Source organism: Bradyrhizobium sp. CFUWI, assembly GCF_056429085.1.
The window spans coordinates 655,328-669,380 of record NZ_JBWJZE010000001.1 but is presented as its reverse complement, the minus strand read 5'-3'; the positions used below and the strand labels follow the sequence as shown (position 1 = coordinate 669,380).

The following is a 14,053-nucleotide window of genomic DNA, read 5'->3' as shown; positions in this document are numbered from 1 at the left end:
GCCGTCAAGGGTAGGAAAGCCGATCGCAGTGACCGCTCCCGTCGGCCGGAATATCAGTCGGCCGGGCGCGCCGCGATGAGGCGAATAATCCGCGCCACGGCAGACGGGATCGGCGCGATAACGGGGACAGCGAACACCGGCTGAAGCTCGCGCGCGGCTTCGCCCAGCGGCCCGCCGCCAATAATGACGGCCTCCGCGCCATCCTGCGCGATACAGGCCTCGACCGCGCGGGCCAGCGCGTCGCGCAGCCGCGCCGAATCGCGCATCAGCGCCTCTGGATCGCCATCGGCAAAGCGCGTGCCGGTGTAGTGCGAACGCAATCCCAGCGCGTCAGGCAGCGCGGCGATTTTCGCACCCAGCAACGGCGTCGTAGTCGCGACGCCGAAGCGGCGGCCTTTCTCCGCAGCTTCCAGCATCGAGGACTCGCCAATGCCGACCGCAGGCAAATTCAGCGCTGTCTTGATCTCGGCGAGACCGGGGTCTCCGAACGCGGCGACGATGAAGCCGTCACAAGAATTCTGATGTGCCCGCGCAATGTCCTCGACCTCGGGCGCGGCCTCGTCCAACGCCTTCGCCGACACGATCATCGTCGGCGCCCGCGTGGCCGTTGCGCCGACAATGTCGAAGCCGTCCGTGACTGCAGACTTCGCGATGGCGACCATCATCGCGGTCGTCGCCTCGCTGCTGTTCGGATTGATCAGGAGAATGCGGCGGCCGGCCACGCTATCCGCCCGCCCGCGCCCGCGCACCGATCTCCTGGAAGATCGCGGTGAGCTCGTCGACCTCGTCCTCGCCTTCCCCAGGCCTGATCCGCTGCTCCATCTCCTCGATGTGATGGCGCATGGCGTGGATCGCGCCGGCCTTGTCCTTTGCGAGGATCAGTGCCCCGATGTCGGGGTGCGCGTCGGGCGAGCAGTCCGGCTCACCCGGCTGCTCGAAGGTCGCGATCGCGAGCGACGTCCGCAGCATCAGCTCGCGCGACATGTCGAGCAGCACTTTGTTGCCCGCGAGCTTGGCGACCAGGATGTGGAATTCCGCCGTGAGCGACAGCGAGGCCCAGCGGTCGTTGCGATCGTGGCGCGCCTCGAGCTCCATATGGGCCTTCAACGCGGCCTTGCCTGCCTTGTCCAGCCGGTCGATGGCGGTAGCGACGGCGGCCGTTTCGATGATGCGGCGCGCGGCGAAAATATCCTGCGCCTCCTCCCAGCTCGGCCGGTACACGAACGCGCCGCGGTTGGGGATCTGCATCACCACCTTGCGCGAGGCGAGATGGGTGAGTGCCTGGCGGATGTGAATTCGCGTCGTGCCGAAGGCTGCGGCAAGCTTGTCCTCGCCGAGCTTGGCGCCGGGCTTCAGCCGCTTCTGGCTGATCGCGGTCAAGATGCCCTGCACCACCGGATCATCGTCGATGCTGCGCGGATCGATGGCTTCGGGCTCCCTGCGTTTCGGCTCGGGGCGCTTCGGCTTGCGCTTGAGGGGGCGGGTTCGCTTCATGCGTCGCTTTTACAGGATTCCCGGATGTTGCCGGAGCCCATTTTTTGCACAAACGAGCCGCCGACTGTTTACAATATAGACAACAAATTGGCGCCAATTTTTGGCGCCTAAATTTTAACGCAGCATCTACAACGCTTTAGCGAATGGCCCGCACTGGCACGTCGCTTGCTAACCCCCTCGCGCTGAGACAACGCGAAGGATGGAGCTGGCGTTGAGTGACGAGCGCGGACATTCGCTGGATCTGAAGGGCATCGGCCACGCCTTCGGCGCGACCGTCGCGCTGGACGAGATCAACCTCACCGTCGCAGCCGGTGAGCTGATCGCGCTGCTTGGCCCGTCCGGCTGCGGCAAGACCACGATGCTTCAGATCATCGCGGGCTTCCTGCGCCCGTCCAAGGGCGAGGTCCGCTTCGACGGCGCAAGGGTCGAGCATATTCCCGCCAATCGCCGCCGTATCGGCATGGTGTTCCAGAACTATGCGCTGTTTCCGCATCTGACCGTGTTCGAGAACGTCGCCTACGGTCTGCGGGCGCGCAAGACGGCGAAGGATGTGGTCGCGGCGAAGGTCGAGCAGATGCTCGGCCTCGCCCAGATGGCTTCGTACGCGCGCAGGCTTCCCGGAGAACTCTCCGGTGGACAGCAGCAGCGCGTCGCGCTGGCGCGCGCGCTTGCGATCGATCCGGGCCTCGTCCTGCTCGACGAGCCGTTCTCGGCGCTCGACAAGAATTTGCGCCTCGACATGCAGATCGAGATCAAGAGCCTGCTGAAGACTTTTGGCGTCACCTCCATCATCGTCACGCACGACCAGGAGGAAGCGCTGTCGATGGCCGACCGCATCGTCGTGCTCAACAGGGGTCGGATCGAGCAGATCGACAGCCCGGATGCGCTTTACGACCAACCGGCGAGCCTGTTCATCTCGAGCTTCATCGGGCACACCAACCTTTTGCGCGGCACCGTGACCGAAACCGACCGCGTACAGCTCGATGCAGGACCGGAGATCGACCTCGGGCGTTCCGCGCAGCGACGGCGCGGCTCGCCGGTGACGCTCTCGGTGCGGCCGGAGAACATCGCATTCGGTGCCGAGCGACCCGGCGCCATTCCCGTCACCATCCGCGCCACTGTGCCGCTCGGCGCCATCAGCGTCACCGAGGGCATCACCGCGAGCGGCGAAGCCGTGAAGATCAGCCAGGCCCGCGCCGCCGGCATCGCGAAGGCGCAGGTAGGAGAGACGGCCTGGCTTGCGATCTCCGACATTTCACGCGTCAGCGTTTTCAGCACGCCGGTCGACGAATTTTCACAGCATCAGCAAAGGAGTGTTTGACATGAGCCTATCCCGGAGATCGCTGCTCACCTCGGGTTCGGCCGCGCTTGCGTTGGCGGGCCTGGGATGGCCGACATCATCGCGCGCCGCCTCTTCCATCGTGGCGACGACCTATCCCGGCAGCTTCGACGAGGCCTTCCGCTCGGTGGTCGGGCCCGCTTTCAAGAAGACCAGCGACGGCAGCGTCACCTTCACGCCCCTGCTCGGCGTGGACCAGATCGGCAAGATCCAGGCCTCGCGCAACGCGCCGCCGTTCGACGTGGTTCTGTTCGACGAGGGCCCGCTGATCCCGGCGATCGCGAGCGGCGTACTGGAAAAATTCCCGGTCGAGCAGTCGAAATCCTTTGCCGACATTCCAGGCGCATTCCGTCATCCCGACGGTTACGCACCTGTCATCACCTGCCAGTTGATCGGCATCGCCTATAATCCGAAGAAGATCACGACGCCGCCGACCTCGTGGGAGGATCTGTGGAAGCCCGAATACAAGGGCCGCGTCGGCATCACCGGGCTCGGCTCGAGCCTCGGCACCGCCTTCATGGTCGAGATCGCAAAGCTGAACGGCGGCTCCGAGACCAATATCGAGCCGGCTTTCGAGGCCATCAAGAAGCTCTTGCCGAATGTCGGCGCGATCGCGGCCTCGCCCGGCGCACTGGCGGCGCTGTTCCAGCAAGGCGAGATCGATATCGCCTTCAATTTCTGGAACAACGTGGCGCTGCTCGCCGCCAAGGGCGTCGATATCGCCTTCGCCAAGCCGAAGTCCGGCGCCGTCGTGATCCGCACCAGTGCGCAGATCGTCAAAAACAACCAGGATTCGAAAGCGGTGCTGGACTATCTCGACACGGTGATGTCGGTCGACACGCAGAAGGGGCTGGAGGCGTCGCCCTGGGTGATGATGCCGACCAACAGCAAGGTAGCGCTGACCGGCGCGAATCTCACGGTGGCCAAGAGCGTCGATGATCTCGTCGCCAGCAATGTCCTGCTCGACTGGACCAAATTCCAGGCGATGCGGGGCGAATGGATCACCCGCTTCAGCAAGGAAGTGAGGATCTGAGATGACACCGGCCAGCACGAGCGGTTCTAGACAGTTGCTGCCAGTGGTCCCGCTGGCAGCGCTGTTCTTCGCGGCCTTCGTGCTGCCGCTGGCCGCGCTCGTGCTGGTCAGCTTGTTCCGCGATCCGCAATTCTCCGGCCTGTCGCCGGTGCAATATTTGCGCTTCCTGTCTGATCCGTTCAGCCTCAGGGTACTGTCGGATACGCTGTTGCTGGGTGCGGAAGTCGCACTGGCGACGCTGATCCTCGCTTACCCGCTCGCGCTGGTCTATGTCGCGAGCGGGCAATTCCTGCGCACCCTTATCACGTTCCTGATCATGCTGCCGATCCTGACCAGCACGGTGGTGCGCACCTTTGCCTGGATCGTCATCCTCGGCCGCGACGGCATTATCAATTCGGCGATGCTGTCGCTCGGGTTTTGGCAGGCACCGGCCCGGCTGCTCTACACCTGGGAGGGCATGGTGCTGGCGCTGACCCAGATCCAGCTTCCCCTGATGGCGCTGCCGGTCATCAACAGCCTGCTGCGACTCGACGGCAATCTGACACGGGCGGCGGAAGGACTGGGTGCAAGCCGCGCCCGCATTTTCATCACGGTCATCCTGCCGCTCACATTGCCCGGCGCCATCGCCGGATGGCTGCTCGTCTTTGCAGCGGCCGCAACCGCCTTCATCACCCAGACGCTGGTCGGCGGCGGACGTATCATCCTGATGCCGTCCTACATCTACCAGCAGGCGGTCGGTGTGCAGGACTGGCCGTTCTCGGCAGCGCTGTCGCTGATCTTCACGCTGGCCGTGACCGGCATCGTCTTTGCGATCGGCGTGCTGTCCCGCCACTTCGTGCGAGGCGTCGATGCAGCGTAACCTCATTGACCGCCTTTATTCCGGCGTCGTCGGAGCCATTACTGGCTTCGGCATGCTGTTGCTGCTAGCGCCGACGCTGGTCGTGGTCATCATCTCCTTCACCGGCGGCATCACGCTGAAGTTTCCGCCGCCGAGCTGGTCGCTGCGCTGGTATGTCGAACTGCTGCAATCGCAGGAGATCGTCGAGCCCGCGCTGACCAGCCTGAAGGTTGCTGCGGCGGCGACCGTTCTCTCCGGGGTGTTGGGCGGCGCGGCGGCGCTTGGGCTTGCACGCAGCCGGCTGAAGATCGCGCGCGCACTGGATGCGCTGTTCATGTCGCCGATGGTGCTGCCCGCGATGGCGTTCGGGCTGTCGCTGCTGCTCGTATTCAACCTGCTCGGCATCCGCCTGTCGGCGGCGACGTTGGTGCTCGGCCACACCATCATCTGCGTACCCTTCGTGATCCGGATGGTCGGCGCGTCGGTGCAGCAGCTCAATCCGGTTCTGATCACCTGTTCGCTCAGCCTTGGTGCCAGCCGCTGGTACACCTTCCGCCGCATCACGCTGCCGCTGATCCGCCGCGGCATCGTCGCGAGCTGCTTTGTGGCGTTTCTGACCTCGTTCGACAATGTTCCGGTCTCGCTGTTCCTGGCGGATGCGCGCACCGAGGTGCTGCCGATCAAGCTCTGGGCGATCCTCGAAGGCAGCCTCGACGTGCGCGTCGCCGCCGTCTCCGGCGTGATCGTGCTTGTGACGCTGGCCGGCCTCGTCTGCGCCGAACTCTTCGGCGGCGTCAGCCGCCAGATCGGGAGCCGCTGACCATGCCGATCGAACGCGATCTTCGTGGCTATGGAAGGGCGCGCCCGGATATTATCTGGCCCAACGGCGCCCGCGTTGCGGTGTCGCTGGTGGTGAATTTCGAGGAAGGCGCCGAGCTCGCCGTCGAGCAGGGTGACGCGGAGACGGAACGCTATGGCGAGGTCGCCTCGACATCGCCGCCGGGCGTCCGCGATTTCGTGCAGGAGCAGGTGTTCGACTACGGCATGCGCGCCGGCCTGTGGCGCTTTCTCGACGCTTTTGCCGACGCCAATGTCCGCTCCACCTTCATGATGTGCGGCCGCGCCGTGGAGCGCGTGCCGGACCTTGCCCGCGCCGCGATCGAGGCCGGGCACGAGCCGGCGGTGCACGGCTGGCGCTGGCTGCCGCACGCGCTCTACGGCAACGCCGAGACCGAGCGCCGCGACATCGAGAGGACGCGCGATGTCATCGCACATGTGACCGGCGTCACGCCAGTCGGCTTCATGTCACGCGGGAGCCAGAGCCCATGGACCCGCGACCTGCTGACCGATCTCGGCTTCGCCTATGACAGCAACGCGCTCGACGACGACCTGCCTTATTGGAGCCGGTCACCGCGCGGATCGATGCTGATCCTGCCCTACGGCTTCGACACCAACGACATGAAGTTCTTTCATCCGAACGGCTTTGTGCAGCCAGAGGATTTTTCTGATTACGTCGGCGCTGCGTTCGCGACCTTGATCGAGGAAGCCGAGCGCGGCCGATCCGCGATGCTGACAGTCGGCCTTCATTTGCGCATTTGCGGCCGGCCCGCGCGCTTCCGCGCAGTGAAAGCCATTCTCGCCGAACTGGCGCGGCTGCAGGGCCGCGTCTGGATCGCAACGCGCGCCGAGATCGCCGCGCATTTTCGCGCCGTCGCCCGCTAGGCGGCGCGCACGCCGGCAACGAAGGTGCTGACCTCGTCCTGAAGCGATTGCAGCTTCTGCGTCAGACGGCCGCTGGATTGCAGCACGAGGCCAGCGGCCTGGCCGGTCGCCGCGGTGGCCTCGGTGACGCCGGAGATGTTCTGCGAAACCTGGTCGGTGCCGGACGCCGCCTCCTGCACGCTGTGGGCGATGGCGGCAGTCGCGGCGCCCTGCTCCTCGACGGCTGCGGCGATCGACGAGGAGATCTCGTTGACCTCCATGATGGTGGCGCGGATGCTCTCGATGTTGCCGACGACCTGATTGGTCTCGGCCTGGATCGCGGTGATCTGCGCGCCGATCTCGTCGGTTGCCTTCGCTGTCTGGCTCGCCAGCGACTTCACTTCGCTCGCGACCACCGCAAAACCCTTGCCGGCCTCGCCGGCCCGCGCCGCCTCGATGGTGGCATTGAGCGCGAGCAGATTGGTCTGCGAGGCGATCTGGTTGATGAGGTCGATGACCTCGCCGATCTTGTGCGCGGCCGCAGCCAGCCCCTGCACGGTGTCGTTGGTGCGCTGCCCGTCGGCGGCGGCCTTGTCGGCCACGGTCGCGGCCTGCGCGACGCGCTGGCTGATCTCCGAGATCGAGGACGACAGCTCACCGGCGGCGGAGGCCACGGTCTGCACGTTCGTCGATGCCTGCTGGCAGGCGGATGCGACGAAGCTGGCGCGGTCGCTCGCCTTGTTCGCGGTCTCCGACATGCCCTGCGCGGCCTGTTGCATCGCGCGCGCCTCGTCGAAGACGTCGCGGACGACGGCCTGGACGCTCGCCTCGAACTTGCCGGCGAGGTCGGTCATCGCCTTGCGCTTCTCGTCATCGGCTTTCCGCTTCATCTCTTCCTGCTCGGCATGCATCTGGCGAACGGCCGACGCATTGTCCTTGAACACGGCGAGTGCCTTGGCGAGCCCGCCGACCTCGTCGCGACGATCGATGTAGGGCACCTCGAAGGCGCTGTCGCCGGCGGCGAGGCGCTCGGTCAGCGCGGTGATCCGGGCCAGCGGTCCGGTGACGCTGCGGCCGATCAGGAAGGAGGCTGCAAGGACCACGACCAGCACCGCCAGGCAGACATAGGCGAAAGTCATCGCGTTCTGGCGGAACGCGGTGTCGACATCGTCGAGATAGATGCCGGTGCCGATGATCCAGCCCCAGGGCGCAAAGCCCTTCACATAGGAGATTTTCCCGACCGGCTGGTCGAAGCCGGGCTTGGGCCAGAGATAGCCGTAGAAGCCCGCCCCCTGCTTCTTGACCACGTCGACGAAGCCCAGGAACAGGGCGTTGCCGGCGGGATCCTTCATGCCGGACAGATCCTTGCCGTCGAGTTCCGGCTTGATCGGATGCATGACCATCTTGGGGGTCATGTCGTTGATCCAGAAGTACTCGACCTTGTCGTAACGCAGGCTCTTGATCTCGGCCGTTGCGGCGGCCTGGGCCTGTTCGCGCGGCAGTTTTCCTTCGCTCTCGAGCTTCTGATAATGGGCGAGAATGCCGTAGCCGACGTCGACCATCTGCTGCGTCTTGGCCTGGCGATCGGCCACCATCTGGGTGCGCAGGGTCGACAGCGCGATCGGCGCCAACGCGATCATGCCGAGCAGGCTGATGCCGACAATGAGGACCAGCTTGAAACTGATGCGGGAGAAAATCATCGGAGCTCGCAGAATTGGCGGTACAGATATGCCAATTTATCCCGCCCCTCTTAGCAAAGCCTTAAGCATTCCGGTTCCGCCAGCGGCCGCCGCAGGCCCGCCGCCGCGCATCGCTGTCGTCGTCCAACGACCCGGCCCCGCATTCGAATGTAAACCTCTTCAAATCTAGAACACCTCGATATCGGCCTTCCGCGCGTTGACTTGGCAGGGGCTCTGGCAGAACGATCGACGCAGACAACCCGCGCCAGCTGTGGCGTGCGAGCAGCCAAGGGCCAGAGGCTCCATGCATCCATCGACATCACCAAGGTCTCTCGATCTGCCCGCGCTGAGCGCGGCGGAACGGCTCTTCATCTGGGGATTCCGGGCCAAAGCCCGCAGCGGAGGTGCCGTTCCGACTGCCGCCGACATCCAGCAGGTGTACGACCATTTTCGCGTGGGCGATGCCGTGGCCTCGCTGGAATCCATCATCGAGATATTCGCCTGCACGGCCCATACGGCCATCGAAGTGCACTGCCCGACCTGCCCGCGCGTGTCGGACAGCGAGCGGGAAATTTTGCATGCCATCGCCGCGGCACAACAGGATCGCATCGACATCGCGCGCGAGCGGTTCGAGAGCTGGCTGCCGCCGGTCGGCGCCGATTGGGCGCTCGCGCCTGTGCGGGGGCTCGCGACGATCTTCCGCATGGCAGGCCTCATCCTGCCCGACCGCCAGGTGCGGTCTTTCGATCATGACCGCACCATGGCGATGAAGAGCTGGCTGGTCGGAAGCCCGACGCTGCACTGACGAGATCGTTCATGTCCCCCAATGTCTGCGGTTCTGTGACGGTCCCGGCCGCCGGCCAGTCGCGGCTCTGTCCGCTCCAGGCCGCGCTCGCGGCGCACCCTTACGTCGAAAGCTACGACGATTTCTGCCGCGTCGCGCTGTCGTTGTTCCGGTTCATCGGGGCGGCCTATACGACCGGCGCCTCCGATTGCTGGGAAGCGGCCTATCGCTTTGCCGACGAGGCGCCCGGCGTCTCCGACAGTCCGCTGCTGGTGGCACGCGCTGCCGCGCTGGTCAGAATCCTGCGCAGCGGCCGGCCCTGCGAATTGTGCTTCATGCCGCCGTCCTGCCGGCGCCTGTCGAAGGACGAGGCCGGATTGATGCAATTGCTGGCGGTCGCGCGCCGCAAGCAGCCGGGCGAGCTCGAATCCATCGTCTGCCAGCTGGTCGGCTCCGGCAAGGAAGACGCGGCGACACGGGCGGTCAACGCGCTTGCCCTGTGCTGAGGCCTCGACGGGTTCTGGGCGCACATCCCCCTCTTGAGAATTTTCGGCAAGGTGCATCGGGACCAAGGCGAGACGGTCCTGGTTCGATCGGCAATCCAGCGCTCCGTGAGACTGTAACCCCTCACCCGGATCGCATCTTTCGATGCGATCCGACCTCTCCCTACGGGCGAGGTGTTCGAGTTCTCGGCCTGCATCGAGTCATCCAAATCCTATTCCGCCTTCAGAACCTTTCTCATCCGCAACGCATGCCGCCATGATGCTGTCGAGCTCCGCCTTCGAAAGCACGCCGAGCTCGGCGATGAAAACGATCCGCGCGCGCGGCACGCCCGGCGCGGGCGCATCGCCAGGGGCCAGCGTGGCGCGGCCGCCGGCGAATTGAAACACCATCTGGCGGCCGGGCTGCTCGACCGTCTCGAACAGGCCTTTTGCGCGCGCCAGCTTCGGCGCCAGCCTGGCGATCGCCTGTTGCAGGCGCGGCAGCGACAGCGGATGCTCGGAGGTCCAGCTCAGCGTCTCGAAACGGTCCTCAGCCGGCCGTTTCGGCCCGGGCGTGCGCGGCGCGGGCGCGCGATCGACATGCGCGGGAAACAGCAGCGCGGACGGAATTGCGCCGTGTGGCGCATCGACGACCATTGCAGGAACGCGCTGAGCGCGAATGGCGGCGCGCATCCGCATTCCCGCGCCCTCGTCCGCCAGATCGAGCTTGCTGAGCGCCACGATGTCGGCGACGCGCAATTGCGAACGCTGGAGGGCATCGTCGAGGGCGGCCGGCGGTGTGCCGGCGTCCATCACGCACAGCACCGTCTCCAGCAGCGCCTCGCGCAGGATCACGGGATCCATCAGATTGCGGACGATGTCGGCGGGATCGGCGACGCCGCTGGTCTCGATCACGATATAATCGGGCTTCGGATCACGCCGCAGCAGCGTCGAAAGCGTGCGGAGCAGATCGCCTTCCAGCGAGCAGCAGATGCAGCCATTGGCGAGGCTGACCACGCCGTCGCTGGCGCCCGCGATCAGCTCGGCATCGATGTTGATGGCGCCGAAATCGTTGACGACGGCGGCGATGCGCCGTCCCTCCGCATGCGCCAGCAGGTGGTTCACGACAGTCGTTTTGCCCGCCCCCAGAAAGCCCGTGACCAGCAGAATGGGGACCGGCATGGGTCAGCCCTCGACGACGGGGCGGCGCACCGGTTTTCCCGGCCGCGCCGCGACATCGAGAATGCCGTCGCTGATCAGCACCTCGCCGCTGACGATCAGGTGCCGCACGCCCTCGGACGGACGGTTCATCGCCGTGAAGGTGGCGCGGTCCGAGAGTTTTTCGTAGTCGAACACGACGATGTCGGCGTCCGCACCTTGTTGCAGCCGGCCTTTGGCGCGCATCGCCGGCGTGCTCTGCGACAAGATCTCGGCCGGGATCAGCGCGCATTTGCGCACGCCTTCCAGCAGCGACACCGTCTTGCGCTCGCGCACCCATTCGCGAATGAACTTGGTGAAGCAGCCGGCCGAGCGCGGATGCGAGGTGGCGTCGTCCGGCAGCGGCCAGGCATCGCCGGTGTAGGTCTTGCCGTCCGACGTCGTCCACGGCATCGCGTCGGAGGCGATGGCGCCGCCGGGATACAGCACCGACATGTCGAGCAGGTCGCGGTGATGGGCATTGTGCTCGGTGTCGAGGATGTGCCAGAGCACCAGCGAGGACGGCTCCTCCGCCTGCGCCTTCAGGAGCTCCTCGCGGTCGTGGAAGCGATAGCCGTCGGTCACGCGCTGCACGGAATCGTAGCCGGTGCCGTTGCGCTCGACGAATTCGGGGTCGCTGAAGAAGGCGGCGGCCAGCACGGTCGAGCCGGTGCCGTAGGGATAGGCCTCGACCGTGATCGGCAGGCCCTGCCCTTGCGCCTTTTCGATCAGCGCGCGGCAGCGCTCGACGTCGGTCTTGCTCGACGAGTTGAAATGGCAGATGTGCATGTGCGCGCCGGTGGCGCCGGCATAGCCGATCAGGCGGATATAGGCTTCCACCGCACTCTCAGGGTCGATGCGCGACATGAAGGCGACATGGGTGAAGGTCGGCACGTTCCTGGCAGCCGCGAGCTGGCAGACCGCGGTCAGCTCCTGCACGCCGGCGCCCGGCGCGTAAGCATTGAGGATGCCGATACCGATGCCGCCCTCGTTGAGCCCTCGCCCGAGGCGCTCGAGAATGCCGGAGACTTCCGCGTCGGTCGCGACATTGTCCATCCAGCGGCGATCGCGCATGGCGTTGCCGAACGCCTCCAGCGAGCTCTCGGCATTGGAGCCCGTCATCGCGCCGATCCGCGCAAAGGCCCAGTTGGTGGCGGCACCATAGTTCAACACGCGCCCCTTCCTGGCCTGGCGCTCATACCAGGACGCCACCGGCAGCACGCCGGCCTCGAGATCGAGCGTGGTCGTGACGCCGTCGAACGCCTGCATGCGGTCGGCGGGGATCGACTGGCCGTGCGCGTGCAGATCGATGAAGCCGGGGGCGACCACGAGCCCGGTGGCGTCGATCACCCGCTCGGCGCCGCCAAGCGAGGAGCCGACCGCAGCGATCCTGCCGTCCATTACCGCCACGTCGGCGACGGCATCCATGCCGCTTGCGGGATCCACCACCCGGCCGCCAGAGATCACCATACCGCTCATATCGTCACTCCTCCACCTCGAGATCGCATCAAGGCAGATTCCGGAAGCGACGACCACCTCCACCGGAGCCGACGCAGCATGCTGATAGGGAAGATCGTCTGGCAGGCAAATCGCGGACAAGCGCCCACGTCCTCGCGGCATGATGTGCCCGAGCTGTGCTTCTCTTCTCACCCTCTCGAAGGAAAGGGCGCAGGGAAGGCCGGGCGCCGGCTGGCACCCGTAAAGACCCCCGTGCTGAATGGATGCACACGCAATGCACAGGGGAGACACAGGGCAGCCAAAACCCGGCCTTCCCTGCGCGATGGTCTGACGGCCTGTATGCCGCGCTCTCCCGGGAGCCGAACTTTCCTTCTGGCCTCCCTCGCCCCGCGAATTGGATGATGCAGTCTGCCCGGTCGGGCTCGCTGGCATCTCCGCGAAAGGCTTGACCGTAGCAACGACGGCCAGGACCACACGGTTTCGCCGTACGCAGGGGCGCCGTTCGTCTTCGCGGGTCACGCATGCTCACGAGGTGATCTCGCCCTGCACGCGCAAGCTCCGCCTTTAACGCCGCCCGCGTCCACCGCAATCCCAGCCCGCGCTCGAAACGACGTACGACCGCCCCTTTGGTGGGCTGGGATGCCCGACACATACGCCGAATCCGAATTTCGGTAAAGTGGAATGTTTTTGCGAAGAGGGATTGACAGCGGATTGGGGTGTTTCGCCCGACGGGCGACCTCGACCGGCCTGGCGATGGCCAGTTGGTATCTCGACGAGATACCAAGGCCTTGAAGTACGTATCTCAATGAGATACGTACAACCATGATCAAGAGCTTCCGGGGGAAATTCGCCAAACCTATCCTTCAGGCCCGGGCGATCCCGAAGGGGTTTCCGGCGGACCTCGCAAAGATCGCGCGCCGAAAGCTCATCATGGTGGACGCCGCCGATTTTCTCGAAGCCCTCAGGTCGCCTCCCGGCAATCGCCTCGTAGCTCTCAAGGGCGAATTGGCGGGCAAGCACTCGATCCGCATCAACGATCAGTGGCGGATCGTGTTCCGATGGACGGACGCGGGACCGGAAGACGTCGAGATCATGGACTATCACTAATTCGACGGGCCGATTGTGGCCAACAAAAAGGAGTTCGCAGATGGCAAGGAGACTTCCGCCGATTCATCCCGGCGAAATCCTGCGCGAAGAATTTCTCGTTCCGCTCAAGCTGACCCCCTACGCGGTCGCGGCCGCGCTGAACGTGCCGCGCACCCGGATCGAGCGCATTGCGCGCGAAGAAAAGCCCGTCACGGCCGACACCGCGCTGCGGCTGGGAAAATTCTTCAAGACCGGCGCGGCGTTCTGGATGAACATCCAGACCCGTTTCGACCTCGAAACGGCGGAAGACGTGCTCGCACCTCAGATCAGGAAAATCGCGTCTTACGAGGCGGCTTGAGGGGGCCGCAGTTGCGGCGATTTGGAGCCAAGTCCGATGCCCGCGAAGTTCCAAGACATCATCACAGCGTCGAGTTCGCCAACACCAACGGCGACATGGGGGAGTTTCGCGCCTTCGTCTGCAAACAGACCGGAAATATCTTCTATCAGACCGACTTCATGGACGGGGAAGAGTTCAACGACGAACTACCTGATGACATCGACGACCGGGAGAAATATCTCCCGCTCCCGGACAAACGAGATCTCGGCCTCGGCAAGCCCCTGGCGCTGGCCTTTGTCCGCGAGTTCCTGCCTGATGATTTCGACGACGTCTGCCATTTCTTCAGGAAGCGCGGCGCTTACCCGAAATTCAAGTCCCTGCTAGCCCGCGAAGATCGATCGAGCGCTGGCATGCCTTCGAGAATGAGGCGACAGAGCGGGCGTTGCGCAATTGGTGCGAGCTCCATTCCATCGAAATCGCCGACTGACCTGGCACGCGTTCGAACGTCACGAGGTACGCAAGGCTCCTTCGCCGTCTTCTCGCCCCCATTGTCATTCAGGGACTAGGCGGGGCGGCATTAAGGTGGGCAAAGTTCCCAAAGGTTCCGTGTGATCGTCCAAGATCT

The 14,053-nt window shown here is 65.1% G+C and carries 15 protein-coding genes; 10 read left to right on the top strand and 5 right to left on the bottom strand.

Annotation, left to right across the window (positions count from 1 at the left end; all coding sequences use genetic code 11):
- Positions 1–53: 53 nt before the first annotated feature.
- Positions 54–722 carry an aspartate/glutamate racemase family protein gene (locus tag AC066S_RS03245; RefSeq protein WP_478268893.1) on the bottom strand — a complete coding sequence of 223 codons (669 nt, stop codon included), beginning with the start codon at positions 720–722 and terminating at the stop codon, positions 54–56.
- Between the two features lies 1 nt (position 723).
- Entirely contained in the window at positions 724–1,494 is a 771-nt protein-coding gene (locus AC066S_RS03240) for a GntR family transcriptional regulator (protein WP_126259175.1), read from the bottom strand.
- A gap of 199 nt (positions 1,495–1,693) precedes the next feature.
- On the opposite strand from AC066S_RS03240, the gene AC066S_RS03235 reads away from it, so the two are divergent.
- The 5 genes from AC066S_RS03235 to AC066S_RS03215 are packed head-to-tail and all read left to right on the top strand — an operon-like array spanning position 1,694 to position 6,426.
- Entirely contained in the window at positions 1,694–2,815 is a 1,122-nt protein-coding gene (locus AC066S_RS03235; RefSeq protein ID WP_126259174.1) for an ABC transporter ATP-binding protein, read from the top strand.
- 1 nt (position 2,816) lies between these two features.
- Positions 2,817–3,866: an extracellular solute-binding protein gene (locus AC066S_RS03230; protein ID WP_126259173.1), complete on the top strand. Its 1,050-nt coding sequence runs from the start codon at positions 2,817–2,819 to the stop codon at positions 3,864–3,866.
- 1 nt (position 3,867) lies between these two features.
- Complete coding sequence (locus AC066S_RS03225; protein ID WP_126259172.1) at positions 3,868–4,725, top strand: ABC transporter permease; 858 nt, start codon at positions 3,868–3,870, stop codon at positions 4,723–4,725.
- The gene (locus AC066S_RS03220) at positions 4,715–5,524 is read left to right on the top strand and encodes an ABC transporter permease (RefSeq protein WP_478268892.1); all 810 of its coding nucleotides are present in this window, start codon (positions 4,715–4,717) and stop codon (positions 5,522–5,524) included. The genes AC066S_RS03225 and AC066S_RS03220 overlap by 11 nt, the downstream gene beginning before the upstream one ends.
- A gap of 2 nt (positions 5,525–5,526) precedes the next feature.
- A complete protein-coding gene (locus AC066S_RS03215) occupies positions 5,527–6,426 on the top strand; it encodes a polysaccharide deacetylase family protein (protein ID WP_478268891.1) in 900 nt (299 codons plus the stop codon).
- On the opposite strand, the gene AC066S_RS03210 is transcribed toward AC066S_RS03215, so the two are convergent.
- The gene (locus tag AC066S_RS03210) at positions 6,423–8,105 is read right to left on the bottom strand and encodes a methyl-accepting chemotaxis protein (RefSeq protein WP_478268890.1); all 1,683 of its coding nucleotides are present in this window, start codon (positions 8,103–8,105) and stop codon (positions 6,423–6,425) included. The genes AC066S_RS03215 and AC066S_RS03210 overlap by 4 nt on opposite strands.
- Before the next feature lie 283 nt (positions 8,106–8,388).
- On the opposite strand from AC066S_RS03210, the gene AC066S_RS03205 reads away from it, so the two are divergent.
- Positions 8,389–8,889 (top strand): hypothetical protein, encoded by a 501-nt coding sequence (locus tag AC066S_RS03205; RefSeq protein ID WP_478268889.1) that lies wholly within the window; start codon positions 8,389–8,391, stop codon positions 8,887–8,889.
- A gap of 11 nt (positions 8,890–8,900) precedes the next feature.
- The gene (locus AC066S_RS03200; RefSeq protein WP_126259167.1) at positions 8,901–9,374 is read left to right on the top strand and encodes a hypothetical protein; all 474 of its coding nucleotides are present in this window, start codon (positions 8,901–8,903) and stop codon (positions 9,372–9,374) included.
- 198 nt (positions 9,375–9,572) lie between these two features.
- On the opposite strand, the gene AC066S_RS03195 is transcribed toward AC066S_RS03200, so the two are convergent.
- Both AC066S_RS03195 and AC066S_RS03190 read right to left on the bottom strand, forming a co-directional pair.
- Positions 9,573–10,532 (bottom strand): CobW family GTP-binding protein, encoded by a 960-nt coding sequence (locus AC066S_RS03195; RefSeq protein ID WP_478268888.1) that lies wholly within the window; start codon positions 10,530–10,532, stop codon positions 9,573–9,575.
- Between the two features lie 3 nt (positions 10,533–10,535).
- The gene (locus AC066S_RS03190) at positions 10,536–12,167 is read right to left on the bottom strand and encodes an amidohydrolase family protein (RefSeq protein WP_478268887.1); all 1,632 of its coding nucleotides are present in this window, start codon (positions 12,165–12,167) and stop codon (positions 10,536–10,538) included.
- A 660-nt stretch (positions 12,168–12,827) separates the two neighbouring features.
- Here AC066S_RS03190 and AC066S_RS03185 point away from each other — a divergent pair.
- From AC066S_RS03185 to AC066S_RS03175, 3 genes are read left to right on the top strand one after another with little or no spacing between them, the layout of a single operon-like run.
- Positions 12,828–13,112, top strand: coding sequence for a type II toxin-antitoxin system RelE/ParE family toxin (locus tag AC066S_RS03185; protein WP_126259164.1), 285 nt, complete (start codon positions 12,828–12,830; stop codon positions 13,110–13,112).
- 40 nt (positions 13,113–13,152) lie between these two features.
- On the top strand, positions 13,153–13,449 hold the full coding sequence (locus tag AC066S_RS03180; protein ID WP_126259163.1) for a HigA family addiction module antitoxin: 297 nt from the start codon (positions 13,153–13,155) through the stop codon (positions 13,447–13,449).
- Positions 13,446–13,994, top strand: a complete 549-nt coding sequence (locus AC066S_RS03175) for a hypothetical protein (protein WP_478268886.1) — start codon at positions 13,446–13,448, stop codon at positions 13,992–13,994. The genes AC066S_RS03180 and AC066S_RS03175 overlap by 4 nt, the downstream gene beginning before the upstream one ends.
- The last annotated feature ends 59 nt before the right edge of the window (positions 13,995–14,053 follow it).